General features: G+C 66.1%; 28 protein-coding genes. 12 read left to right on the top strand and 16 right to left on the bottom strand.

The window, feature by feature from the left end; all coding sequences use genetic code 11:
• Positions 1 to 72 precede the first annotated feature (72 nt).
• A complete protein-coding gene (locus NATPE_RS16335) occupies positions 73 to 1,593 on the bottom strand; it encodes an L-aspartate oxidase (RefSeq protein ID WP_006182695.1) in 1,521 nt (506 codons plus the stop codon).
• 1 nt (position 1,594) lies between these two features.
• The gene (gene nadA / locus NATPE_RS16340) at positions 1,595 to 2,728 is read right to left on the bottom strand and encodes a quinolinate synthase NadA (RefSeq protein ID WP_006182696.1); all 1,134 of its coding nucleotides are present in this window, start codon (positions 2,726 to 2,728) and stop codon (positions 1,595 to 1,597) included.
• Between the two features lie 204 nt (positions 2,729 to 2,932).
• Here nadA and gfo6 point away from each other — a divergent pair, with 204 nt between their 5' ends.
• Positions 2,933 to 4,003, top strand: a complete 1,071-nt coding sequence (gene gfo6 / locus NATPE_RS16345) for a D-xylose 1-dehydrogenase Gfo6 (RefSeq protein ID WP_006182697.1) — start codon at positions 2,933 to 2,935, stop codon at positions 4,001 to 4,003.
• Between the two features lie 118 nt (positions 4,004 to 4,121).
• Here gfo6 and NATPE_RS16350 read toward each other — a convergent pair whose 3' ends face one another.
• Positions 4,122 to 5,105, bottom strand: coding sequence for an LLM class flavin-dependent oxidoreductase (locus tag NATPE_RS16350; RefSeq protein WP_006182698.1), 984 nt, complete (start codon positions 5,103 to 5,105; stop codon positions 4,122 to 4,124).
• A 161-nt stretch (positions 5,106 to 5,266) separates the two neighbouring features.
• Here NATPE_RS16350 and NATPE_RS16355 point away from each other — a divergent pair, with 161 nt between their 5' ends.
• The 3 genes from NATPE_RS16355 to NATPE_RS16365 all read left to right on the top strand — a co-directional run bounded on the left by NATPE_RS16355 (position 5,267) and on the right by NATPE_RS16365 (position 8,266).
• Positions 5,267 to 5,659: a hypothetical protein gene (locus tag NATPE_RS16355; RefSeq protein ID WP_006182699.1), complete on the top strand. Its 393-nt coding sequence runs from the start codon at positions 5,267 to 5,269 to the stop codon at positions 5,657 to 5,659.
• A gap of 49 nt (positions 5,660 to 5,708) precedes the next feature.
• Positions 5,709 to 6,935 carry a hydroxymethylglutaryl-CoA reductase (NADPH) gene (gene hmgA, locus NATPE_RS16360; RefSeq protein ID WP_006182700.1) on the top strand — a complete coding sequence of 409 codons (1,227 nt, stop codon included), beginning with the start codon at positions 5,709 to 5,711 and terminating at the stop codon, positions 6,933 to 6,935.
• Between the two features lie 77 nt (positions 6,936 to 7,012).
• Positions 7,013 to 8,266 carry an ATP-binding protein gene (locus NATPE_RS16365; protein WP_006182701.1) on the top strand — a complete coding sequence of 418 codons (1,254 nt, stop codon included), beginning with the start codon at positions 7,013 to 7,015 and terminating at the stop codon, positions 8,264 to 8,266.
• Here the strand turns inward: NATPE_RS16365 and NATPE_RS16370 are convergent.
• Positions 8,232 to 8,756, bottom strand: a complete 525-nt coding sequence (locus NATPE_RS16370) for a DUF5817 domain-containing protein (protein ID WP_006182702.1) — start codon at positions 8,754 to 8,756, stop codon at positions 8,232 to 8,234. The two genes, NATPE_RS16365 and NATPE_RS16370, sit on opposite strands and share 35 nt — an antisense overlap.
• 86 nt (positions 8,757 to 8,842) lie before the next feature.
• Positions 8,843 to 9,175 carry a DMT family transporter gene (locus NATPE_RS16375; RefSeq protein WP_006182703.1) on the bottom strand — a complete coding sequence of 111 codons (333 nt, stop codon included), beginning with the start codon at positions 9,173 to 9,175 and terminating at the stop codon, positions 8,843 to 8,845.
• Positions 9,176 to 9,320: 145 nt separating this feature from the next.
• Between NATPE_RS16375 and NATPE_RS16380 the strand changes: the two genes are divergently transcribed.
• Entirely contained in the window at positions 9,321 to 9,680 is a 360-nt protein-coding gene (locus tag NATPE_RS16380; protein WP_006182704.1) for a cupin domain-containing protein, read from the top strand.
• Between the two features lie 120 nt (positions 9,681 to 9,800).
• On the opposite strand, the gene NATPE_RS22400 is transcribed toward NATPE_RS16380, so the two are convergent.
• The 3 genes from NATPE_RS22400 to icd all read right to left on the bottom strand — a co-directional run bounded on the left by NATPE_RS22400 (position 9,801) and on the right by icd (position 12,056).
• Positions 9,801 to 9,959: a hypothetical protein gene (locus tag NATPE_RS22400; RefSeq protein ID WP_015299215.1), complete on the bottom strand. Its 159-nt coding sequence runs from the start codon at positions 9,957 to 9,959 to the stop codon at positions 9,801 to 9,803.
• Between the two features lie 110 nt (positions 9,960 to 10,069).
• Entirely contained in the window at positions 10,070 to 10,513 is a 444-nt protein-coding gene (locus NATPE_RS16385; protein WP_006182705.1) for a GNAT family N-acetyltransferase, read from the bottom strand.
• A gap of 280 nt (positions 10,514 to 10,793) precedes the next feature.
• On the bottom strand, positions 10,794 to 12,056 hold the full coding sequence (icd, locus tag NATPE_RS16390; protein ID WP_006182706.1) for an isocitrate dehydrogenase (NADP(+)): 1,263 nt from the start codon (positions 12,054 to 12,056) through the stop codon (positions 10,794 to 10,796).
• Positions 12,057 to 12,671: 615 nt separating this feature from the next.
• On the opposite strand from icd, the gene NATPE_RS23320 reads away from it, so the two are divergent.
• Both NATPE_RS23320 and map read left to right on the top strand, forming a co-directional pair.
• A complete protein-coding gene (locus NATPE_RS23320; RefSeq protein WP_006649918.1) occupies positions 12,672 to 12,806 on the top strand; it encodes a hypothetical protein in 135 nt (44 codons plus the stop codon).
• A 64-nt stretch (positions 12,807 to 12,870) separates the two neighbouring features.
• A complete protein-coding gene (gene map / locus NATPE_RS16395) occupies positions 12,871 to 13,767 on the top strand; it encodes a type II methionyl aminopeptidase (RefSeq protein ID WP_006182707.1) in 897 nt (298 codons plus the stop codon).
• Positions 13,768 to 13,867: 100 nt separating this feature from the next.
• On the opposite strand, the gene NATPE_RS16400 is transcribed toward map, so the two are convergent.
• Positions 13,868 to 14,068, bottom strand: a complete 201-nt coding sequence (locus NATPE_RS16400) for a DUF7835 family putative zinc beta-ribbon protein (protein WP_006182708.1) — start codon at positions 14,066 to 14,068, stop codon at positions 13,868 to 13,870.
• 254 nt (positions 14,069 to 14,322) lie between these two features.
• On the opposite strand from NATPE_RS16400, the gene NATPE_RS16405 reads away from it, so the two are divergent.
• Entirely contained in the window at positions 14,323 to 14,862 is a 540-nt protein-coding gene (locus NATPE_RS16405; protein WP_006182709.1) for an HIT family protein, read from the top strand.
• Between the two features lie 102 nt (positions 14,863 to 14,964).
• The gene (locus tag NATPE_RS16410; RefSeq protein WP_006182710.1) at positions 14,965 to 15,369 is read left to right on the top strand and encodes a cupin domain-containing protein; all 405 of its coding nucleotides are present in this window, start codon (positions 14,965 to 14,967) and stop codon (positions 15,367 to 15,369) included.
• Positions 15,370 to 15,464: 95 nt separating this feature from the next.
• On the opposite strand, the gene NATPE_RS16415 is transcribed toward NATPE_RS16410, so the two are convergent.
• Entirely contained in the window at positions 15,465 to 15,701 is a 237-nt protein-coding gene (locus tag NATPE_RS16415; protein WP_006182711.1) for a glutaredoxin family protein, read from the bottom strand.
• 102 nt (positions 15,702 to 15,803) lie between these two features.
• Here NATPE_RS16415 and NATPE_RS16420 point away from each other — a divergent pair, with 102 nt between their 5' ends.
• Positions 15,804 to 16,283, top strand: coding sequence for a redoxin domain-containing protein (locus NATPE_RS16420; RefSeq protein WP_006182712.1), 480 nt, complete (start codon positions 15,804 to 15,806; stop codon positions 16,281 to 16,283).
• Positions 16,284 to 16,365: 82 nt separating this feature from the next.
• Here the strand turns inward: NATPE_RS16420 and NATPE_RS16425 are convergent, their stop codons facing one another.
• The 5 genes from NATPE_RS16425 to NATPE_RS16445 form a co-directional block, all read right to left on the bottom strand.
• Positions 16,366 to 16,731, bottom strand: coding sequence for a winged helix-turn-helix domain-containing protein (locus NATPE_RS16425; RefSeq protein ID WP_006182713.1), 366 nt, complete (start codon positions 16,729 to 16,731; stop codon positions 16,366 to 16,368).
• A 93-nt stretch (positions 16,732 to 16,824) separates the two neighbouring features.
• Positions 16,825 to 18,078, bottom strand: a complete 1,254-nt coding sequence (locus tag NATPE_RS16430) for a tRNA (N(6)-L-threonylcarbamoyladenosine(37)-C(2))-methylthiotransferase (RefSeq protein WP_006182714.1) — start codon at positions 18,076 to 18,078, stop codon at positions 16,825 to 16,827.
• 94 nt (positions 18,079 to 18,172) lie between these two features.
• Positions 18,173 to 18,511: a hypothetical protein gene (locus NATPE_RS16435; RefSeq protein ID WP_006182715.1), complete on the bottom strand. Its 339-nt coding sequence runs from the start codon at positions 18,509 to 18,511 to the stop codon at positions 18,173 to 18,175.
• A 26-nt stretch (positions 18,512 to 18,537) separates the two neighbouring features.
• Entirely contained in the window at positions 18,538 to 18,885 is a 348-nt protein-coding gene (locus tag NATPE_RS16440) for a DUF7471 family protein (protein WP_049804955.1), read from the bottom strand.
• Between the two features lie 180 nt (positions 18,886 to 19,065).
• On the bottom strand, positions 19,066 to 19,260 hold the full coding sequence (locus NATPE_RS16445; RefSeq protein ID WP_006182717.1) for a cold-shock protein: 195 nt from the start codon (positions 19,258 to 19,260) through the stop codon (positions 19,066 to 19,068).
• A 170-nt stretch (positions 19,261 to 19,430) separates the two neighbouring features.
• Here NATPE_RS16445 and NATPE_RS16450 point away from each other — a divergent pair, with 170 nt between their 5' ends.
• Positions 19,431 to 19,958, top strand: a complete 528-nt coding sequence (locus tag NATPE_RS16450) for a winged helix-turn-helix transcriptional regulator (protein ID WP_006182718.1) — start codon at positions 19,431 to 19,433, stop codon at positions 19,956 to 19,958.
• Positions 19,959 to 19,982: 24 nt separating this feature from the next.
• On the opposite strand, the gene NATPE_RS16455 is transcribed toward NATPE_RS16450, so the two are convergent.
• Positions 19,983 to 21,008 carry an AI-2E family transporter gene (locus tag NATPE_RS16455; protein WP_006182719.1) on the bottom strand — a complete coding sequence of 342 codons (1,026 nt, stop codon included), beginning with the start codon at positions 21,006 to 21,008 and terminating at the stop codon, positions 19,983 to 19,985.
• A gap of 111 nt (positions 21,009 to 21,119) precedes the next feature.
• Between NATPE_RS16455 and NATPE_RS16460 the strand changes: the two genes are divergently transcribed.
• Positions 21,120 to 21,857 (top strand): DUF547 domain-containing protein, encoded by a 738-nt coding sequence (locus NATPE_RS16460; RefSeq protein WP_006182720.1) that lies wholly within the window; start codon positions 21,120 to 21,122, stop codon positions 21,855 to 21,857.
• Positions 21,858 to 21,859 lie beyond the last annotated feature (2 nt).

The raw sequence follows: 21,859 nt of genomic DNA on the forward strand, positions 1-21,859 counted from the left end.
GCTCGACATTCTCCACAGGTGACTTCAAGCGTTCCGAAAGCGGAACGGGGACTGCTACCAGGAGTCGTCCGGTCAGGCTCGAGGCGGACGTTCCGCGTCGACGACGTAGTGACAGCCGATCGACTCGGTGTTCTCGCTCGCCGCACGCGCGATCAACAGCGCGACGACGCTGGCGTTGCGCAGTTCGTAGAGGCTGCGTGTCGTCCGTGTGCGGACGTAGGCGTCGACCTCGCCCTTGAGCCGCCGGAGGACCGAACCCGCGCGGGCGATCTCCTCGGGGTCGCGCTCGAGACCGAGGTACTCGTCCATCGTCCGCGTGAGACGGGTGAACTTCTCGGCGGCGAACCGGTCGGGCAGGTCGGGGTCGCGGTTCCGGAGTTCGGGCGCCTCGACGGACTCGGGTTCGAACCCAGTTGCGTCCTCACCCGCGCGCAGTCCCCAGACGAGCCCCTCGAGCAAACTGGTACTGGCCAGCCGGTTCGCGCCGTGGACGCCGGTGCGGGCACACTCCCCGGCGGCGTAGAGCCGGTCGAGCGAGGTGCGGCCGCGGTCGTCGACGGCGATGCCGCCACACAGGAAGTGTTCGCAGGGCGCGACGGGGATCTCGTCGCCCTCGATGCCCCGATCCCGGCACTTCTCGGCGATGGCGGGGTACTCCGCCTCGAACTCGAGGGGACTCACGTCGAGGACGACCGCGCCGGTTTCCTCGCGTTCCGTTTCGACGGCGCGGGCGACCACGTCCCGCGGCGCGAGATCGCCCTGCGAGTGGTACTCGGTCATGAACCGCTCACCGTCGCCGTTGCGAAGCACTGCGCCCTCGCCGCGCAGGGCTTCCGAGAGCAGGAACGGGTCCTCGCCGGCATACGCAGTCGGATGGAACTGGACGTACTCCATGTCCTCGACGTCGGCCCCGGCGAGGGCGGCCATGGCGATCCCGTCGCCGGTCGCGCCGCCGGGGTTGGTCGACCGGCCGTAGAGCGCGCCGATGCCGCCGGTCGCCAGCACCGTCGCGCCGGCATAGATCGGGTGGCCCTCGGGATCCTCGTCACTGACCACGCCGTGGACCCGTCCCTCGGCGGTGATCAACTCGAGCGCCGCCGTGTCCTGGCGGACTTCGATGCGCTCGTGATCGTCGACGTAGCTGAGGAACGGCCGCAGGATGTGCGAGCCGGTCGCGGCGTCGACGTGGAGGATCCGGTACTCGGAGTGGGCGGCCTCGCGGGTGTAGTCGAACTCGCCGTCCTCGCCCTCGTCGAACGCGACCTTGAGGGTATCGACGAGAACGTCTTCGACGGCGTCGTCGGCGTTCGCGACGAGCGTCTCGACGGCGTCGGGATCGGCAGTGCCGTCGCTGGCGTCGATGATATCCGATTTGAGCGACTCGGGATCGTCCCGCGTCGTGGAGATACCCCCTTGCGCCCAGTCGGTGCTGGCGTCGTCAGGTTTGGTCGCTTTCGTCAGGAGGAGAACGTTCGCGCCCTCCCGCGCGGCCGACAGGGCGGCCGCACAGCCCGCGATACCGCTGCCGACGACGAGAACGTCCGTAACTTCGCCGTCGGTCGTCGTCGCCGTGCTGGTGTCGGTTTCGGTCATCTCAGATCTCGAGCATGCGGTCGAGGGCCACTTCCGCGAGTTCCTTCTCCTCGGGGGCGACCTCGATCACGTTGTGTTCCCGGCCCGCGACGAGTTCCTCGAGGACCCAGGTGAGGTAGTTGGGATCGATCTGGCGCATGGCGTTGCAGTCCATGCAGGCCTCGCCACAGAGCGGGAGGACGTTCACCTCGGGGTGCCAGCGCTGGAGGTGGTTCGTGAGGTGGATCTCGGTGCCGATGGCCCACGTCTCGCCGGGGTCGGCGTTTTCGACGGTTTCACAGATCGTACTCGTCGAGCCGACCCGGTCGGCGGCCTCGACGACCTCGCGGCGACACTCGGGGTGGACGACCACCTTCGCGTCGGGGTGGTCCGCACGGATCTCGGTGATGTGGTCGGCGGTGAACCGTTCGTGGACCTGACAGTAGCCGTCCCAGAGGATGATATCGCTTTCCGCGACCTCGTCGGCGTCTTTCCCCGCCGGATCCCAGGGGTCCCACTGGGCAATCTCGTCTTCCATACCGAGCCGGTGGGCCGTGTTCTCTCCGAGGTGTTTGTCCGGGAGAAAGAGGACCTTATCGCCCTCCTCGAAGGCGTACTCGAAGGCCTTGTGGGCGTTCGAAGAGGTACAGACGAGCCCGCCCTGGCTCGCACAGAAGGCCTTCAGGTCCGCGTAGGAGTTCATGTAGGTGATCGGGATTATCTCCTCGTCGGGTGCGGCGGCCGTGATCTCGGCCCACGCGCTGTCGACCTGCAGGGCCTCGGCCATCCCCGCCATCGGACACGAGGCCTCCATGCTTGGCAGGATCACCGACTGGTCGTCGTCGGTGATGATGTCCGCGCTCTCGGCCATGAACGTCACGCCGCCGAAGATCACGTACTCGGCGTCGGCCTCGGCCGCCTCCTTCGAGAGCTGGTAGGAGTCCCCGATGAAGTCGGCGTGTTCGACGATCTCGCGTCGCTGGTAGTTGTGCCCGAGGATGACGACGTCGTCACCCAACTCCTCGAGGGCCGCCTCGATGCGGTCCGTTCGTTCCGACTCCTCGAGATCCCGGTACTGGGGGGGCAACTGCTCTAGGTTGTCGTATTTGAACAGACTCAGGTCGGTTTCCAGCTCCGCCGTTTCCATGTTAGCCATTGGACGTCACCTGTGAGTGACTACAACTCAGAGGCGCATATTGAATAATTTTTTCCTTCGATACTGCGTTCCGGGGGAATACCATCGGCTGGTAGAACGATCGAAAACCAGCTATCAGTTGTTCGGGCAGACCGACCGGTCCGTAGCCGAGACAGTCCGCGACCGGGACACTGGAGCCTTTCCGTTCGCCGCCCTAGCGACGGTATGGCACTCGAGGACGCCTTCGCGGACTTCACCCGACGGGACTGGGAGCGCGAATCGGCGGCGGGCACGGTTCGCCTCGCCGTCGTCGGGATCGGCGGCTTCGCACGCCAGCGCGCGCTGCCGGCGATCGACGCGGGGGCCTACTGCGAGACGACGACGCTGGTGACGAGTTCCCCCGATCGGGCGACGGACGTCGCCGAGACGTACGACGTCGACGCTGTCGTCGACTACGACGCCTTCCTCGCGGGCGATCGCGCGGACGCCTACGACGCCGTCTATGTCGCGACGCCGAACGCGACCCACGGACGGTACGCGATCGCGGCGGCCGACCACGGCAAACACGTCATCTGCGAAAAACCGCTCGAGACGACCGTCGACCGCGCCCGCGAGATCGTCGACGCGTGTGCCGACGCCGGCGTGACCCTGATGACGGCCTATCGACTCCAGACCGAGCCGACGGTGCGTCGTACCCGAGAACTCGTCCGCGAACGGGCTATCGGCGACGTCGTTCAGATCCACGGCGGCTTCTCGAACCCGCTGCTCGAGACCGCAGGGCCCGATACGTGGCGGCTCGATCCCGCTCTCGCCGGCGGCGGCGCGCTGGTCGATCTCGGGATCTATCCGCTCAACACGGTCCGGTTCCTGCTCGATCGCGAGCCGACGGGCGTGTACGCGACCACGCACTCCAGCGGCGGCCCCTTCGCGGCCGTCGACGAACACGTCGCCGTCCAACTCGAGTTCGGGACGGACGCGACGGCCTCGTGTACCGCCAGTTTCGACGCTCACGCCAGCAGCCGGCTCGAGCTGGTCGGCACCGACGGAAAAGTCCACATCGAGTCGCCGTTCGGCGGCGTCGTTCCACAGGAGATGGTCGTCGAGAGCGGGGACGTCTGTATGGAGTACACCGGCCCGTCCGTCGACGAGGTCTGCGAGGAGTTCGATTACTTCGGCTACTGCGTACTGACCGGCACCACACCCGAACCCGACGGCGCGGACGGGCTGGCGGACCTGCGCGTCATCGAGGCTGCCTACGAATCGGCCGAGACTGGGTGCCGAGTCGGGCTCGAGTAGCGCCGGCGACGGACGTCTCGGAGTCAGTCTCGAGAGCGAGAGCCACGTGATCGGTCGCGTCGTCGGCTGCCGGATCACACGACCGCGGGCTGCCGAGCCGCCCAGCCACTCGGTCCGCCTACAGCCGGTCGGGCGCGAGTTCCCGGATCGTCGCCTCGGCGACGTCATCGGAAGCGGGCTCGGGGACGACGACGATCGGATGGTCGATCCCGGTCTCGGAAACGAGGGTCCGGAACCGCTCGCGAGCCGCCTCAGGAGTGCCGGCTACGCCCAGATCCGCGATCATCGCGTCGGTCACCGCGGCCGCCGCCTCGCCCTTCTCGCCCGCCCGCCAGGCTTCGGCGATCCGATCGGCTTCGTCGGGGTATTCGGTCGCGACCGCCCGGCGGTACCCCTCGCCGCTGCCGACGTAGTAGGCGACGTGGCGGCGCAGGGTCTCGCGCGCTTCCTCGGGGTCGTCGCTGACCGCCGACGGCACGTACGGCGCGATCTCGATCGAATCGGGATCGCGGTCGCGCTCTCGTGCGGCCGCTGCGACCTCCTCGAAGGCCGTCTCGAGCCGCGAGAACGGGACGTTGTGCGGGATCCAGCCGTCGGCCAGCCGGCCGACAACCCGGCGGTTGGCCGGGCCGAGCCCGGCGTGGTAGATCGGCACCGAGACCTCGATCGACGGGAACGCCGACGACTCGAGCAGTTCGCCCTCGTAGTCGACCGGGTCGCCGGTACCCGCGGTCAGTTCGCGGACCAGTTCGATCGTCTCGTGGGCGCGTCGCACCGGCCGGTCGAACGCCATCCCGTGGAGCCCCTCGACCGCGGTGGCGGTACTCGTTCCGAGGCCGAGCCTGAACCGGCCGTCCGAGACGTCTTGGAGCGAGGCGGCGGTCATCGCGAGGACGGCCGGCGTCCGCGAGTAGACGTTCACGATCGCGGTACCGATCCCGATCTCGTCGGTCCGGCAGGCGATCTCGGTCGCCTGTACGATGCTGCTTGCCCCCCAGAGTTCACCGAGCCAGACGGCGTCGTAGCCGCTGTCCTCCGCGCGGACGGCCACGTCCGCGAGATCGGTCTCGCCGAAGTCCGTCACCATGAGTCCGACGTCCATGCTCCCGTCCTCTCGATCCAGCGGCAAAAATCGACCCCCTCGAGCGGTCCCGCGGATCGCCGACGGCCCGGTGACCGTGCGGGGCCGCGACGACGACGCCGACAGTCGCCGAACCTGCAAACGAACGCAACGTTGACCCGGCTCCGCGTTGACCGATCGGTATGATCGATCGCGAAGGTCGCGTCCTCTTCGGCTCGCTGCTGGTGTTCGTCCTCGCGGTCGCTGTCTCGGTCGTCCTCGAGGGACAGTTCGGGGTTTCGCTTCGGGACGGCCCGGTGGTCGCGGTACTGCTGTTCGCCGGGGTCGCCGTCGCCATTCCGCAGTTGTATCTCGCAGCCACTGACGCGACGATCCGGCCCCAAAGCAGGCTTCGGTTCGCCGCGCTCGCGACCGCCGTATTCGCAGTCGCGTTCGCCGCCGAGGCCGAGGGGCTCCGGGAACTCGTCATCGCCACGATCGGGACCGGCGCGCTGTTGGCGCTGGTCTGTTACGAGGGGGTCACGGGGTATCGGGCCGCCGGCGGCGACTTCTCGTTCGATCTCGGCTCGGAGTGACCGCGGCCAATCAGCAACTGTTAGGGGCCGGCCCCGTCTCGGCCTACTCATGACAGATCCTGAGACCCTCGCCGACCGGGTGCAGGAGGGGGACCTCCGCATTCACGAACTCGAGGACCACGCCGACCACGACACCGCGGCCGCGGCCCGACGGCTGCTGGTCGAACGTGAATCGGGGACCGACCTCGAGGCGATCGGCGACTACGCCTTCGACGCCGAGCGGGCGGAGCCGAACATCGAGAACATGATCGGTGCGGCGCAGGTGCCGATGGGCGTCGTGGGACCGGTCCCAGTGGACGGCGGCGCGGCCGACAGCGATCACTACCTGCCGCTGGCGACGACCGAAGGCGCGCTGCTGGCGTCGGTCAACCGCGGGCTGGGCGTGATCCGGTCCGCGGGCGGTGCCGACGCCCGCGTGACGAAAAACGGGATGACCCGCGCCCCGGTGTTTCGGGTCGCGGGCGTCGCCGAGGCGGCCGAGACGGTCGACTGGGTCTCTCAGAACCTCGAGGCGCTGGCCGAGGCCGCCGAGTCCACCACGAGCCACGGCGAACTGCTCGACGTCGAGCCCTACGTCGTCGGCGACTCGGTCTTCCTGCGCTTTGCCTACGACACCAAGGACGCGATGGGGATGAACATGGCCACGATCGCCACCGGCGAGGCCTGCGAACTCGTCGAGCGCGAGACGCCGGCCTCGCTCGTCGCGCTCTCGGGGAACATGTGTTCGGACAAGAAACCCGCCGCCATCAACGCCGTCGAGGGACGGGGCCGCTCGGTCACCGCCGACGCCGTGATCCCCGGCGAACTGGTCGAGGACCGGTTGCACACGACCGCCGACGCCATCGCCGAGGCCAACACCCGCAAGAACCTCGTCGGGAGCGCCAAGGCGGGCAGTCTGGGGTTCAACGCCCACGCCGCCAACGTCGTCGGCGCGGCCTTCCTCGCGACCGGACAGGACGAGGCCCAGGTCGTCGAGGCCGCCAACACCATCACGACGATGGACGCCCGCGAGCGCGAGGACGGCACCACCGACCTCTACGCCAGCGTCTCGCTGGCCTCGCTCGAGGTCGGGACCGTCGGCGGCGGCACGAAACTCCCGACCCAGGCCGAGGCGCTGGACGTTTTGGGGCTGCGAGGCGGGGGCGATCCGCCCGGCTCGAACGCCGACGCGCTGGCCGAAATCATCGCCGTCGGCGCGCTCGCCGGCGAACTCTCCCTGCTCGGTGCGTTGGCGTCGAACCACCTCGCGAGTGCCCACGAAGACCTCGGTCGATAGCGACGTCACGCGCGGGACCGTCACCGACCCACCTTATCAGCCAGAACAGCTAAACGCGATCGTCAGACAGTAGACGTATGAGCCAGCACCGACTCCGTGCGAGCGCGCCGTTCCTCTTGGGTTGTTTCGGGGCGGTGTTGTTTCTCGTTGCGATCGCACATCACGTAAACGAGGTCTCCCTTATAGACGGCGTGACCGGGCCCGTACTCGCCGTCGCGCTCGACGGCCTGCTCGCGCTGGGGATCGTCTACAGCGGCTACTGGGTGGCGGGGACGGACCTCCCGACCGAGGGAGAGTGGACGGCCTTGAGCTGGTCGCTCGGCGGTGCCGTGCTGATCGGCGGCGTGATCAGCGCGACCGTCCTCGTCCGAGCGTTCGAAGGACGGACCATCGCCGAACCGATCTTTCCGGTACTGGTCGCGACCGAAGTCGGTGCCATCGCCGGACTGCTCGCCGGATACAACAACGCTCGAGCGCGGGCAGACGCCCGACGGGCGAAGACCATAAGCGACGCGTTCGCGTTCGTGAACACGCTCATTCGTCACGACCTGCGGAACGATCTGACCGTCATCCGCGGCTACGCCGAGGCGATCGCGGCCGATCTCGGACCGACCGCGAACGAGAACGGTCCGGGCGGTCCGTCGGTCGTCGTCGAGAAGTCCACTGAGGCACTCGACCGTATCGACACCACCGAGGCGATCGCCGAAACGTTACTCGGCGAAGCGTCCCTCGAGCCGGTCGATATCGCGGGGATCACCGCGGAGATGGCGAACCGCGTCGAGGAGGCGTTCGAGGCGACCGTCACGACCGACCTGCCCGACGAGGCGCTGGTCACTGGCAACGCCGGTCTGCGGTCGGTCGTCGACAACCTCCTCGAGAACGCCGCCGAACACAACGACGCCGACGACCCGTCCGTCCACGTGGACGTGACGACCGACTCGGAAACGGTACGGTTGGTCGTTCGGGACAACGGCCCGGGAATCCCCGATTCACGAAAGGGGACGATCTTCGATTCCGAGCCGGGCGATCCCTCCGGGAGCGGGCTCTCCTTGGTCGGGACGCTGATCGACGCCTACGGCGGGAGCGTCCGGATCGAAGACAACGAGCCCCGTGGATCGGTGTTCGTCGTGGAACTCCCGCGGGCGGCCGCGACCGACGGCTGTGGCCGCCTCGCTGGGGCTGTTGGTTCCGATGCCTCGCCCTGGCCGATTCGTCCCGTCTCCCGCGTGTTCAACCGCCCGCCGGTCACCGTGGCGGCACCGATCGGAACCGGTTCAGGGAACACTTGTAGCGGTACTACAGCAACCGATACCGGCCGCTGCTCTCGCTGACGATGCCCCGGCGCGTCAGCTTCTCGAGAGCGTCCCGAACGTACTCTGGCCTGACGCCGCGTTCGGCAGCGTAATCGATGATTTCGCCCTCAGTCGGCTCCTCGAGGGCTTCGAGGGCCGACTCCACGATCTCTCGCTTGCTCCCGCTTCGGGTCGGGCCGCGCGGGTCGCGCTCGCCGGCGGCGTCGACCGCGTCGACGTCCAGTCCGGACTCCGCGAGGTACTCGTCGTCGTCGACGACGCCGTCGGCGACCTCGTCCTCGAGGGCGTCGAAGGAATCGAGTTCGGCGAAGGCCTCGCCCTCGCCCTGTCGGTTCGCGAGCATCGAGGCGCGCACGTCGCGGGCGTGAGCCGCGTCGTCGGTCTCGACGAACTTCTTGCGTTTCTCGTAGGCCTTGCGCGCGCCACAGCGGGGACACTGGGTCGTCTCCGAACGGCCCTCGATGATCCAGAGGTTCGAACACTCGCTACAGCCGACGACGGCGTACATGGCTCGAGATGGCTCCTCGGGACAGTTCAACCTTCGCCACGCACAGCGATCGTGATCGCCGGCGGTTCGCTACTGCTCCGGCGACGTCAATGGGCGGCCACGTCCGAGACGACGTTGAGACAGTAGACGCCAGCGAGGACGAGTCCCAGCCCGACGACGGCTGCCGGATCGAGGCGCTCGCCGAAGACGACGACGCCGATCGACGCGACGCCGACGATTCCGAGCGCGGCCCACGTCGCGTAGACGAGTCCGACCGGCAGTTCCTCGAGAGTCAACGAGAGGAGGTAGAAAGCGACGCCGTAGCCGAGCAAGACGACGAGACTCGGGAGCGGCCGTGAGAACCCCTCGGAGAGTTTGAGCGCCGTCGTACCGACGAGTTCCGATAGGATCGCCCCGGCGAGCAGTACGTACGGATTCATGTTGCTCCATTAACACATGTGGTTGATACGCTTTCCGGTCGCGATCCGTCGTCGGCGACCCACGTCCCGGCCCGGGTCGATCGGTGGGTGCCGGAATCGATCGGAACCCGTGGAATTATATCGGCGATCATCGTTCGACGGTCGTATGGAACGCGTTTCCCTGACCGACCGCGAGCCGGCCGAGGCCGCCGATGGCGTCCATCTGGCGCTGCTTGCCGGTACCGACTCGATGAACGTCCAGCACTTCGAGATCGAACCGGGCGCGGTCGTCGAGGAACACAGCCACCCACACGAACAGACCGGGTACATCTGCTCGGGAGAACTGACCTTTCTCGTCGGTGGCGACGACCGCGACGGGCGAACGGAGATCGTCTGCGGTCCGGGCGACTCCTACGCGATTCCGGGCGACCAGCCCCATGCCGCGGAAAACCGTAGCGACGAAGTCGTCCGCGGCGTCGACATCTTCAGCCCGCCGCGGAAGGACCCGAGCTGGCGCGGGGAATGACGCCGTCGATCACCGCCGTCTCGATGCGGAACCGCCGTCGGTCGCTCCAGCGGTCCCCACGTCGTACTCGAGAGCGGTTCGACGGACCGCCTCGAGCGTGCCTCGCCAGTCCACCGTCCCCTACGTCAGCAGCGTCGTCACGACCTCGAGGAAGACGACGACCCCGAGCCAGGTGATGGCGGCCGCGACCGCGAGCGGGAGGACGATTCGGCCGGTCGTTCGCAGCCTCGTCAGCGTCGTTTCGGGGACGGTCAGGGGGACGTAGCTGTCCTGTTGCATAGCTCCGATGCCCACGGCCGCACTCTTGAAAGTCAGTCAGACGGGCGGCCGACGCCGGCGGCGGGGCGGCACCCGCTCGAGCGCCGACGGACGACCGCGGCCCCGACGGATCACGCTAGCGACTTGCGCATCTCTACGTGGGGGATCCCCGCCTCTTCGAATTCCGAGCCGTGGCGCTCGTAACCGAGTTCGCGGTAGAAATCGGCGGCGTGGGTCTGGGAGTGGAGTTTCAGCGTCGTGAGCCCCTCGTCGGCGGCCCGGCGCTCGAGCGTTGCCATCAGCGCCCGTCCCACGCCCTCCTCGCGGCGGGACTCGAGGACGGCGACGCGTTCGATCTTGCCGACGCCGTCCTCGGGTTCGCGCAGCCGGGCCGCGCCGATCGGCTCCGCGCCGTCGTAGGCGACGAAGTGGGTCGCCGTCTCGTCGTGGTCGTCGTACTCGAGTTCTTCGTCGACGCCCTGTTCCGCGACGAAGACCGCGTGGCGAACGTCGAAGGCGTCCGTTCGTTTTCGGTCAGTGTCGGCGATCCGGACCGCGAGGTCGCGTTCGTCCATCGACGAGGGCTACGACGGCCGGCCGTGAGAGCGTTACGAAGCGAACGGAGCGGCCGTCGCTCGAGCGGATCCGACGGGTGAACGGACTCGAGTTGGCTATCGCTGGTCGATATCGATGGCAAAAGAAATCGAGACAGAGAGATGCCGCGTGAGTGCGAGAAACCCGTTACGAGAGTTTCTCGATGTCGTCAGAACGCGTAGCGTTCTGACTGCTCGAAAAACTGTTTACGACAGTTTTTCGATGTTCACGCGGTTCCACCGCGTGAGCGCGAGAAGCTTTCTACGAAAGCTTCTCGATGTTCGCGACGACTTCCTCGGCGAACTCGCTGGTAGCGAGCTTCTCGGCGTCCTCGAGCTGGCGCTCTAAGTCGTAGGTGACCTTGCCGGAGGAGATGGTCTCCTCGACGGCGTCGCGGACGAGGTCGGCGGCGTCGGACCAGCCGAGGTACTCGAGCATCATGCGGCCCGAGAGGATCATGGCGGTCGGGTTGACCTTGTCCTGGCCCTCGTACTTGGGCGCGGAGCCGTGGACGGGTTCGGCCAGCAGGAGGCCGTCGCCGAAGTTCGAACCGGGGGCGATGCCGAGACCACCGATCTGGGCACCGCAGGCGTCGGACATGTAGTCCCCGTTCAGGTTCATCGTCGCGACGACGTCGTACTCGTCGGTCCGGGTGAGGATCTGCTGGAGCATGTTGTCCGCGATGCGGTCGTTGACGACGACCGCGTCGTCGGGCGCTTCGCCGTCTTTCTCCTCCCAGAGCGTGTCCTCGGTGATGACCTCGTCACCGTACTCTTCTTCTGCAACCTCGTAGCCCCAGTCGCGGAACTGGCCCTCGGTGAACTTCATGATGTTGCCCTTGTGGACCAGCGTGACCGAGTCGCGGTCGTGTTCGAGGGCGTAGTCGATGGCGCGGCGGACGAGTCGCTTCGTCCCGAACTCCGTGATCGGCTTGACGCCGATGCCGACGGGGCCGTCGTAGATGGTGCTGTCGAAGCCCATGTCGTTCTCGACGAACTCCTTGACCTCCTGGACCTCGTCGGTACCGGCCTCCCACTCGATGCCGGCGTAGACGTCTTCCGTGTTCTCACGGAACGTGACCATGTCCATCTCGCCGGGGTTCTTGACCGGCGACGGGACGCCGTCGAGGTGGTAGGTCGGTCGGACGTTCGCGTAGAGGTCGAGCTTCTTTCGCAGCGCGACGTTCAGCGAGCGGAACCCGGCACCGACAGGCGTCGTCAGCGGACCCTTGATCGCGACGCGGTGTTCCTTGATCGCCTCGACGGTCTCGTCGGGCAGGTTCTCGTCGTACTTCTCGCGTGCGGACTCGCCCGCGTAGAGACGCATCCAGTTGATCTCGCGGCCGGTCTCCTCCGCGGCGGCCTCGAGGACCTTCTGTGCGGCGGGGCCGACGTCGCTGCCGACGCCGTCGCCGTAAATAATCGGGATGATCGGGTTGTCAGGTACCTCGAGTTCGTCGTCGGTACCCTCTTTCAGCGTGATCTGCGCCCCGTCTTCGGGGACTTCGATCTTGTCGTAGCTCATCTCGTCTATACGGTTCTTCGATGGGGGTAAAAGGTCTACCATTTCCATCGCGGGCCGGCAAAACTTGACCGATGCGCAGTCGACTTACTGGGCCCGAAACCGACGGAGAACGGCCGACGAGCGGGGAATCGCTCTCGATGACTGTCCACCACGGGATAAAAATCCACTAAATGATGGGTGCGTTCGCCGCAAAACCAGCACTTCACCGCGAACCGGCCGTGGGTGCCGTCCCGAACCCGGGATCCACCCGCCGAGGTCGTCCTCGCTGCCGGCCTCGGGACGGCGAGCGTTTCGGACGAATCAGCGTGCCAGTGACGCGCCCGGCTGGCGTCTCTCACGCCACTCGGGACGAGTCCGCCGATCGGTATAACGCGTGGCGGCCGTTTCGGGGTTCCCGGAAGCGAGATTCCCAGTCGCGGGATTTCCGGCCAGAAAGCACCTAACGGCGCAGACTCTATCGTTGCCACACGCGGTATACACGTCGTTTCTTCCTCGAACGGTCGGGTTCGCGACCGGACCGTCTCGACTGCTCTCCCGACGAACGGGACGCTATCGCCTGCGTTTCGACGATCGTCGTGAAGTAGTTTTATTATCGACGTATTCATCTGGGGAACCATGCTCCGAGTACCACAGCACGCGATCCGGCGGTGTCCGCAGTGTGGGTTACCGCTGGCGAACGTCCAGGGGATCGACGCCTGTCCCGACTGTCAGTGGATCACCGACCGACCGGATCGGCCGCGTTGTGACTGATCGGTCCGACCGAGGCCGTCGGAGAGACGGAACCTCTTTTTGTCGACCGGTACAACCCCGGTGCATGGCCGAATCCGACGTGGACCTCGAGTCCGAAAAGTACGAGAAACACCGCGAGGCGGGCGAGATCCTCGCGCAGGTACGCGCGGAGGCCGCCGAGCGCGTCGAGGTCGGCACGAGCCACCTCGAGGTCGCGACGTGGGCCGAAGATCGCATCCGCGAACTGGGCGGCGAACCCGCCTTCCCCGTCAATATCTCCGTCGACGAGGAGGCGGCCCACGCGACGCCGTCGATCGACGACGAGACGACATTCGGCGAAGAGATGATCAACTTAGACATCGGCGTCCACGTCGACGGCTGGCTGGCCGACACCGCCGTCACCGTCGACCTCTCCGGCAATCCGGAACTCGCCGAGGCCTCCGAACAGGCCTTAGAGGCCGCGCTCGACATCGTCGAACCCGGCGTCGGGACCGGCGAGATCGGAGCCGAGATCGAAGACGTCATCGACGGCTACGGCTACAACCCCGTCGTCAACCTCACCGGACACGGGCTGGGCCACTGGGAGCAACACACCAGTCCGAACATCCCCAACCGCGCCGTCTCGCAGGGGACGACGCTGGAGGTCGGCGATGTCGTCGCGATCGAACCGTTCGCGACCGACGGCGGCGGCAAGGTCTCGGAGGGTGCAAGCGAGGAGATCTTCTCGCTCGAGCGCGAGGGCACCGTCCGCAACCGGCAGGCCCGCGATGCCCTGGAGCAGATCACCGAGGAGTTCCGGACGCTGCCGTTTGCGACCCGCTGGCTCGAGACGGACCGGCCGGAGATGGCGCTGCGGCGGCTCAAGCGCAACGACATCGTCCACAGCTATCCGGTTCTCAAGGAAGACGACGGCTTCCTCGTCAGCCAGAAGGAACACACGATCATCGTCACCGAGGACGGCTGCGAAGTAACGACTGAATAACGCAGTCGGTTTCGAACCGAAATCGGCACTGGGCCGAAACGAGGGATCCGCGGAGGGGGAGAAAACGGGAGACCGACCGGCCGCGGTCAGTGCGGCGTTCTCAGGCGTTGTTCATCCGCTGGCTCGAGCGATTGCCACAGCGCTGGCACTCGCTCACGCGGTACGGTTCGCGGGAGAACTGGGCGTTCTCCTGTTTGATGCTCTCGGTTCTGATCTGGACCGAAACCTCGTGAAGCGTTTCCAACTCGCACTCCTCGCAGTGTTCGGTCATCCCGTTAAAGGAGTCGTCAGTCGTTGCCATTACCTGATTACTTGCAGTAGTCCCATCTTAAACCCACGCTTCATTTTGAAGGGTGAGTCGTCAAAACCGCAAGACGGCGTTGCCTTCGTTCGAGAGACCGGACGAGAGCGTCCTATTTCGTTTATCGACAACGCTCGACGCGTTACGAGCGTTTATTCCCGAGACAACGGCCGGAAAGCGGCAACAAAATCCCCTACAATCGCCCCGAGCGGCGGGACTGAAACGCTTTAGGCGCGCCTCGAGTGGTATCCGACATGGAGCAGGTGTTCGCACCGTGGCGGATCGAGTGGATCGAACGCGAGGACAAAAACGCCGATATCGAGGACTGCGTTTTCTGTGAACTGCCCCATCAGGACTCGGATCGGGAGAATTTGATCGTTGCGCGAAGCGAACACGCGTTCGTCATGCTGAACAACTACCCCTACAACCCGGGCCACGCGATGGTGATTCCACACACCCACACCGGCGAGTACGCGGCCCTTGAAGACCCGATCCTGCTCGATCACGCCCGCTTGAAACAGCGAACCTTCGACGCGCTCGATGCCGCACTCGAGCCGAACGGGTTCAACGCCGGCTTGAACCTCGGTGACGGGGCCGGCGGCTCCATCGACGACCACCTCCACACCCATATCGTCCCGCGATGGGAGGGGGATACCAACTTCATGCCGGTCATCGGCGACACCTCGGTGATCGTCGAAGCGCTCGACGAAACGTACGACCGCGTGCGCGAGGCCTTCGCCGCACAGGAGGGGGCGACCGTCGCCGGCGAAGACGACGCGATCAGCTTCGAGTAGCGACGACGGCTCGAGGGCGGTCGCGAACGGGCGCTTCCGGAGAGCCAGCAATCCGTGCGGGACGACCGGACGCTTTTGGTCCCGGTAATGCCATACGGTACCATGGACCACGACGTTGTCCACACCGACGATGTCCCGATGACCGACCTCTCCGAGGTCGAAGAAATCCCACCGGACCTGCGGATCCGCGCGCTCGATGACTTCTTCGACACCGACGCGGTCAACCTGAAGCTGTGGTACTTCGAGCCCGGCGAGGAGATCAAGTATCACGCCCACGCCGAGCAGGAGGAGTTATACTACGTCCTCGAAGGGGAGTTCTCGCTGAAACTCGGTCGCTCGGGCGAGGCAGAGTACGTCGACGCGGCCCCCGGAACGTTCTGGGTCGCCAAGCCGGAGGTCGGCCACGGCCACCGCAACGTCGGCGACGAGGAAGGCGTCGTCCTCGCGATCGGCGCACCTGCGGTCGAGGACCCGGGGCTGGATCCCCACGGGCTCGACGAGGAGTAGCGAGGCGGGGTTCCCATACGGTCTCCTGTCCGTCAGTACCGGTGCAACTGTAGAGCGGTCGCAGTTGCACCGGTAAATCGGTACAGCAACCCGTCTCAGGCGTAGGTCGCGTCGAGATAGTCGACGATCCGCTCGGACTCGGCCATCGTGATCCCACGGTCCTCGTCGACGATGACCGGGACCTGCCGCTGGCCGGAGATACGCTTGACCTCGTTGCGTTTCGAGTGGAGTCCTTCGACCCAGACGCTGTCGTACTCGACGTCGAGTTCGTCGAGGCGGTCGGCGACGAGTTCGCAGTACGGACAGCCCTCGAGTTGGTACAGGGTAACCATACCTGCCCGTTCGGGTCGCGGCGACAAAAGCGTAGGTGCCCGTCTCGAGCGATAGGCTGCCGCGGCACGGAGGTTTTAGTCGGTCGACGGTCGATTCGGGGTATGCCACCGATCGAGGGTGAGACGGTGCCGGAGTTCGAGGCGCTGTTGTGTGACGGCGAGACGTTCCGGTCGACGGCGCTGTCCGCGGCGCTCGGCGAGCGCGGCGGCGTCGTGATCGCGACCGGCTTCGCGTTCAGCGCGATCGCACAGAACTGGTGGAAACAGTTCGTTCGGGCCGGCTGGGACGAGTTCGAGGACGTCGCCGTCCTCGGGATCAGTCGGGACGGTCCGTACGCACAAAACGAGTTCCTGCGCTGGCTGGACGAGCCCGGGTTCCGCTTTTTCGCCGATGTCGACGGTGAGGTCAGCGAGTCGCTCGAGTTGCTGGCCGACCGCGATCATATGGCGGACGTCTCGACGCCGTGGCGGTCGGCGTTCGTCCTCGATGCGGATCGCGAGGTCCAGTACGCCTTCGTCGCGGACGACTGGATCTCGCCGCTCCCCCGCGAGGAGATCGAGGCCGCCGTCGCGGAGCTGTAGGGACGGCAGACGGGTTGCTGTCCCGTTCTCGGTGGGCCCAGGACGAGCCGATCCCACCGACACTGACGGACAGGCGACCGTCTCAGTGTTCACAGTACAGCGTCCTGCCGTTGCACTCACACTCGATCCGGAGCGGATCGTCGTAGGTCACGGACACGTGATCCATGGCCTGCGTGTAATGGGCGGGCATGCCGGTCCGCGACCGCTCGTTGAGCTGTGAGAGCAGTCCCGCTTCCTCCAAGTTCTCGACCTTCCGATAGGCCGTCGACTGCGGGAGATCCAGCGCCTCGGCGATCTCGTTTACCGTCGTCGGCTCCTCGGCGTACAGATACACCGCTCGCGCGTCGTCGTCGTTGAGCAGGTCCATGACCCGATAGGGATCACAGCCCATCTCGCCGTCCCGTTTCTCCCGCGGACAGCGGGTCGGCCGGTCGGCTGACTCGTTCATGTTCGTTGATACGCACCGGAGCCACTTTGCTCCCAGAGCCGGTTCCCGGCAACTGAGGATTGGTCTGTACGAGTCGGGTCGGCTACCGACTCGCTACACGGGCTCGCCGAAGGCGTACATCGTCTCGTGGGCCGTGATCTCGAGGTCGACGAAGTCGCCGGGCGCTATGCCGTAGTCGTCGGCGTTTTGGACGATTATCTGCCGGTAGGCCGAGTCACGACACTTCACCGAATCGGCGGTGCCGTCCTCGACGACGAGACAGTCCTCGCGGACCTCGCCGACCATGTCGGCGTAGGCCTCGCCGACGATCTCGCGCTTGACTTCGCTCATCTCCTTCGAGCGTTCCTTCTTGATCGTCCCGCCAAGCCCCTTCAGCTCGGCGGCATCGGTGCCGGGCCGCTTCGAAAAGCGCGTGACGTTGATCTTTTCCGGCCGGGTCTCGCGAAGCAGGGCCATCGACTGCGCGTGGTCGTGATCGGTCTCGGTCGGGAAGCCGACGATGAAGTCCGTCGACAGCGTCCAGTAGTCCAGTCGCTCGTCGAAGGCCTCGACGACCTCGAGATACTCCTCGACCTGGTGCTGGCGGCGCATGTCCCCGAGAACGTCGTCGCTGCCCGACTGGACGGGTGCGTGCAGGAAGTCGTAGAGTTCGTCGTTTTCGGCGAAGACATCGGCGAGGTCCTCGCGGATGCCGTGGACGCCCTTCGGGTTGGCCATCCCCACTCGCACGCGGAAGTCGCCCTCGATCGCACAGATCCGCTCGAGCAGGCGGTGGAGTTTGCGCTCGCCCTCGTCCCAGCCGTAGACGCCGGTGTCCTGACCGGTGATACGAATCTCCTTCGCGCCGGCGTGGATCAGTGCCCGGGCCTTCTCGACGTTTTCCTCGATCGACGGGGAGTCGATCTTGCCGGTGGCCTGCTTGGTGATACAGTACGAACAGTCGGACATACAGCCCCGTGCGATCGGGAGGATGCCGACGACGCCGTCTAAGATCGGCTCGGCGTCGGGGGTCGTCGTCGGGCACTCGCCGTTGGTGACCGCTTCCGGGACCTCGTCCCAGTGCAGTACCTGCCCGTCCACGTCGGCCCGTGCGAATTCCTCACCCTGGGCCAGGGCCATACACCCCGTGATGAAGAGATCCGCCGTCTCGTCTGCCAGTTCCTCGGCCCGCCGGAGCATGTTGCGTTCGGTCTTCTCGACGACGGTACAGGTGTTGAGGATGGCGACGTCGGCCTGTTCGGGGCCGTCGACCCGGTAGTGGCCCGCGTCTCGGAGTCGCCGCTCGATCTCGCGGCTCTCCCCGCGGTTGGACGTGCAGCCGTAGGTTTCGATGTGATACCGGGCCATCCGTTCGATGATCCATCGGGCGCGGGAGGCCAAAAGCCCGACGGATCCCGGTCGTCACGGCTCCGGGATCGGTTCACACGGTGTCGACGCGAGGTCACGCGTCGTCGGAATCGGCCCCCGTCGCTTCGGACAGCGCCTCGAGCGCGTCCCGACCGGTATAGAGGTGTCGCCGGCCCGTCGGTGCCTGGGTGATGAGGACGCCGGCAGAGAAGTCGGGGTCGCCGTTCTCGTCGTAGATCTCGTCGGGATTCGAACCGATCCGGACCGACTCGCGGACCGCGAGCATCGCCTCCCGGATCGCGTCGTCCCGGTCCGCGGCCGCGGCGACGTCCTGTCGGTCGATCGATTCCTCGAGGGCCGCGAGCCGCTCGAGGACGTCGTCGACGTGGTCGGCGGCGCGATCGGAGTCGTAGATGTAACGACGGACGCGCATGGTCGCGGTACGGACCCGACGGGTTTCTAGTCGTCGAACTCGGCGGCTCGGCCGTCGCCAGCCGTGCCGCTCCGATAGATCGCGTAGAGAAGCAAGAGTGCGATCAGGAAGTCGAAGCCGTGTTCGACGAGGTGATGGACCGTCATCGGGACGAGCCCGAGGACGGTTCCCAGTCCGGTTATCGACCGGACGACAAGCACACCCAGTACGACCGCGATCAAACAGTAACGAGCCGTTCGACGCCGGGCGTAGGCGGCGACGCCGACGACGAACAGCGCGGTCGTCCCGAGCGCGGCCAGCACGATGATCGCGACGAGGACGGGCGCGAGTTGCGGGTCGAGCCACCCCTCGGCGACCGACATTGCGGGCACCATGCGATCGATACCGCTACTCGGACCGGTGGCTACCTATTCGCTTCGGTGTCGGGCTCGAGTCCCCGCCGCGCCGTCGGGCTCGGCTCTCACTCGCCGGAGTCGGGAGCCGCGGCTCGGTACGGAGCGTCTCGAAAAACGGAATCGTCGTACAGCGCCGTCAAAGCGACACTGACGGCGACGTTAGTTGCGGACGACGTTCGTCGCGCGAGGACCCTTGGGGGCCTGTTCGATGTCGAACTCGATCTCGGTGCCTTCCTCGAGGTCCGGGCCGCCGACGTCTTCCATGTGGAAGAACACGTCATCGTCCGCATCCTCAGTCGAAATGAAACCGTAGCCGCCTGTGTCGTTGAAGAAATCAACGTTGCCTTTCGCCATTACAACCAAAGAGAGGGGCAATACACGGATAACCCTTCCGAGAGTCGTGATACCACGACCGTCGGCCCGATCGGACCGGGATCGGGCCGCGGTTCTCGGCGGCCGGGAACGCGAGCCACCCGTTATATGCCCCCCGGCGCTAGCCGACGCCAGGGTTTGCGGGGACTCATATGACCGACACGCGACAACGAATTCGGGCACACGTCGACGACAACGCCGGCGTCCACTTCAACGAACTCGTCAGGGAGTCGGCGTTCGCGCCGGGACAGATACAGTACCACATCCGGCGGCTGCTCGAGGACGACCGGCTCGTTCGCGAGGAGTTCTACGGCCGGACCCACTACTATCCGCCGACCTACGACGAGTGGGAGCGGGCCGCGCTGGCACTGTTTCGCCGGGAGACGGCCCGCGAGATCGTCGTCGCGCTGGCGGAAACCGACACCGCCGCGCCGGCCGATATCGCCGACGACCTCGGGATCGCACGCAGCACCCTCGAGTACCACGTCGATCGGCTCGTCGCACACGACATCGTCGAGAAACGCTACGACGACCGGAACCGCGTCGTCCTCGACCTCGCCGATCCCGAGGCGACGGGACGGCTCCTGACGACGGTGACGCCGACGGTTCCCGATCGGCTCGTCGACCGGTTCACGCGGCTCGTCGACGAACTGCTTGCAGGGACCGGTGACTCGTCGTAGCGGCTCGCTCGAGTCGGTCGCCGATCACCGCATCCCGGGCTCGTCCGCGAGCCGGTCGTAGTGGTCGTTCATCACGTCGAGAACGGCGATCAGCGCGCCGAGGACGACGGGCCCGTAGAACAGTCCCATGACGCCGAACGCGTAGACACCGCCGAGGACCCCGAGGATGATGACGGCGGGGTTGAGTTCCGCGTACCGATCGACGAGGATGGGACGGAGATAGTCGTCGGACAGGCCCACGACGATCATACTGTAGACGAACAGCGCGACCGCAAGCAGCGGCTCCTCGATCAGGAAGAGATAGATCACGGCGGGTCCCCAAACCATGAACGACCCGATCAGTGGGATCAGCGACAGAATGATCATGATCGCCGTCCAGAACGCCGCGTTCGGGACGCCGGTCGCCAGCAGTCCCAGTCCCGCGAGGGTCCCCTGAATGATCGCGATCATGACGTGGCCGGCGAGGACGGCCCACATGACCTCGTCCAGTTCCTGATAAAAGTCGTCCTGTACGTCGTCAGGTAGCGGCGTCAGCTCTCGCATCCACGTCAGCAGGTCGCTACCGTCCTTGAGCAGGTAGTACAGCAGGAAGATCGCGAGCCCGAGCCCGATCAGCGTGTGGGTGATCGCGCTGAACCACTCGGTCGAACTCTCGAGGACCATCGTCCCGACGTTCTGTGCCGCGTCGGCCAGCGCCGACGGGAGATCGACCGTCTGCCCGGTCTGTTCCTCGATGGCACGCTCGAGTTCGCCGAGTTGGATGGAGTCGGTGTTGACCTGCTCGAGGAGCCGCCGGGCATCGCTGGCGATTGCGGCGACAATGACGACCAGCGGGACGACGAAGCCAGCGACCGCGAGCCCGACGAGCGCGAACGCGGCGATCGGGGGCGCGACCCGCTCCTCGAGGCGTTGCTGGAGCGGATACAGAACGTACGCGATGAGAATAGCGCCGAGGACGTACTGGGAGAACGGCAACACGAGCAACAGGGAGAGATAGGCGAAGAGCCCGACGAGAACGAGCAGAAATCCCTTGCTGATATTCACGCCCATTATTTCTCCGTTCGTTGGCATAAAACCACGGCATGAACGTATCGCCACTCTGGACTGTCGTAGCAAGGCGTCACACGGCTTCAAGAGGCTGGTACGTGTATTTCTAGCCGAATGTCGACTCAGCTCGATCCCCTTTCCCTCTCGGCCGATCTCCTGTATACGGTCAAGACCGAGGGCGACGCCGAGCCGTTGCGAGACCACCTCGCGACGATCGATCGGTCGCGGTTGGAGCGGGCGCTGTCCAGCCGCGAGGGGAAACTCGCCTTCTGGCTCAACTGTTACAACGCCTACGCCCAGCTCCTGCTGGAGTCGGAGGAGCCGGACCTCCACGAGGGCGGGCTGCTCGAGGCGTGGAAGTTCTTCGCCCGCGATCGGGTCCCCGTCGGCGGCGTCTGGCTGAGTCTCAACGACATCGAACACGGGCTGCTCCGGAGTTCGAAGCTGCCGTGGGGAATGGGCTATCTCCCGCGCCCGTTTCCCTCCTCGTTCGAACGGCAGTTTCGCCTCGACGACTGCGATCCCCGGATCCACTTCGCGATCAGTCACGCGACGGATCACTGTCCGCCGATCGCGGTCTACTCTCCCCAAGACGTCGACGAGGAACTCGACATCGCCATCGAGTGGTTCTTAGAGGAAAACGTCAGCTACGACCGGGAAACCGAGACGGCGACGGTCCCCCAACTCTTCCGACGCTATCGCGGCGACTTCGGCGGCCGCCGCGGCATCGTGGCGTTCCTCCGGGAGTACAACGCGGTCCCGGCCGACGCCGGCCCCTCGCTCGAATACGAACGGGTCGACCACTCCGCCGAGTTGGACGTCGATCTGGAGGGCGACGAGGTCCGGCGGTAGCC

The organism is Natrinema pellirubrum DSM 15624, assembly GCF_000230735.2.
Lineage (GTDB): Archaea > Halobacteriota > Halobacteria > Halobacteriales > Natrialbaceae > Natrinema > Natrinema pellirubrum.

Coding starts and splice junctions, on each gene's coding strand:
- hmgA (WP_006182700.1), top strand. CDS start 5,709: ATGACAGATCCTGAGACCCTCGCCGACCGGGTGCAGGAGGGGGACCTC.
- NATPE_RS16455 (WP_006182719.1), bottom strand. CDS start 21,008: ATGGGCGTGAATATCAGCAAGGGATTTCTGCTCGTTCTCGTCGGGCTC.
- NATPE_RS16380 (WP_006182704.1), top strand. CDS start 9,321: ATGGAACGCGTTTCCCTGACCGACCGCGAGCCGGCCGAGGCCGCCGAT.
- NATPE_RS16450 (WP_006182718.1), top strand. CDS start 19,431: ATGACCGACACGCGACAACGAATTCGGGCACACGTCGACGACAACGCC.
- NATPE_RS16400 (WP_006182708.1), bottom strand. CDS start 14,068: ATGGCAACGACTGACGACTCCTTTAACGGGATGACCGAACACTGCGAG.
- NATPE_RS16435 (WP_006182715.1), bottom strand. CDS start 18,511: ATGCGCGTCCGTCGTTACATCTACGACTCCGATCGCGCCGCCGACCAC.
- nadA (WP_006182696.1), bottom strand. CDS start 2,728: ATGGCTAACATGGAAACGGCGGAGCTGGAAACCGACCTGAGTCTGTTC.
- NATPE_RS16375 (WP_006182703.1), bottom strand. CDS start 9,175: ATGAATCCGTACGTACTGCTCGCCGGGGCGATCCTATCGGAACTCGTC.
- icd (WP_006182706.1), bottom strand. CDS start 12,056: ATGAGCTACGACAAGATCGAAGTCCCCGAAGACGGGGCGCAGATCACG.
- NATPE_RS16425 (WP_006182713.1), bottom strand. CDS start 16,731: ATGAACGAGTCAGCCGACCGGCCGACCCGCTGTCCGCGGGAGAAACGG.
- NATPE_RS23320 (WP_006649918.1), top strand. CDS start 12,672: ATGCTCCGAGTACCACAGCACGCGATCCGGCGGTGTCCGCAGTGTGGG.
- NATPE_RS16440 (WP_049804955.1), bottom strand. CDS start 18,885: ATGGTGCCCGCAATGTCGGTCGCCGAGGGGTGGCTCGACCCGCAACTC.
- NATPE_RS16370 (WP_006182702.1), bottom strand. CDS start 8,756: ATGTACGCCGTCGTCGGCTGTAGCGAGTGTTCGAACCTCTGGATCATC.
- NATPE_RS16445 (WP_006182717.1), bottom strand. CDS start 19,260: ATGGCGAAAGGCAACGTTGATTTCTTCAACGACACAGGCGGCTACGGT.
- NATPE_RS16405 (WP_006182709.1), top strand. CDS start 14,323: ATGGAGCAGGTGTTCGCACCGTGGCGGATCGAGTGGATCGAACGCGAG.
- NATPE_RS16420 (WP_006182712.1), top strand. CDS start 15,804: ATGCCACCGATCGAGGGTGAGACGGTGCCGGAGTTCGAGGCGCTGTTG.
- NATPE_RS16335 (WP_006182695.1), bottom strand. CDS start 1,593: ATGACCGAAACCGACACCAGCACGGCGACGACGACCGACGGCGAAGTT.
- NATPE_RS16415 (WP_006182711.1), bottom strand. CDS start 15,701: ATGGTTACCCTGTACCAACTCGAGGGCTGTCCGTACTGCGAACTCGTC.
- NATPE_RS16350 (WP_006182698.1), bottom strand. CDS start 5,105: ATGGACGTCGGACTCATGGTGACGGACTTCGGCGAGACCGATCTCGCG.
- NATPE_RS16430 (WP_006182714.1), bottom strand. CDS start 18,078: ATGGCCCGGTATCACATCGAAACCTACGGCTGCACGTCCAACCGCGGG.
- NATPE_RS16460 (WP_006182720.1), top strand. CDS start 21,120: ATGTCGACTCAGCTCGATCCCCTTTCCCTCTCGGCCGATCTCCTGTAT.
- map (WP_006182707.1), top strand. CDS start 12,871: ATGGCCGAATCCGACGTGGACCTCGAGTCCGAAAAGTACGAGAAACAC.
- NATPE_RS16365 (WP_006182701.1), top strand. CDS start 7,013: ATGAGCCAGCACCGACTCCGTGCGAGCGCGCCGTTCCTCTTGGGTTGT.
- gfo6 (WP_006182697.1), top strand. CDS start 2,933: ATGGCACTCGAGGACGCCTTCGCGGACTTCACCCGACGGGACTGGGAG.
- NATPE_RS16355 (WP_006182699.1), top strand. CDS start 5,267: ATGATCGATCGCGAAGGTCGCGTCCTCTTCGGCTCGCTGCTGGTGTTC.
- NATPE_RS22400 (WP_015299215.1), bottom strand. CDS start 9,959: ATGCAACAGGACAGCTACGTCCCCCTGACCGTCCCCGAAACGACGCTG.
- NATPE_RS16385 (WP_006182705.1), bottom strand. CDS start 10,513: ATGGACGAACGCGACCTCGCGGTCCGGATCGCCGACACTGACCGAAAA.
- NATPE_RS16410 (WP_006182710.1), top strand. CDS start 14,965: ATGGACCACGACGTTGTCCACACCGACGATGTCCCGATGACCGACCTC.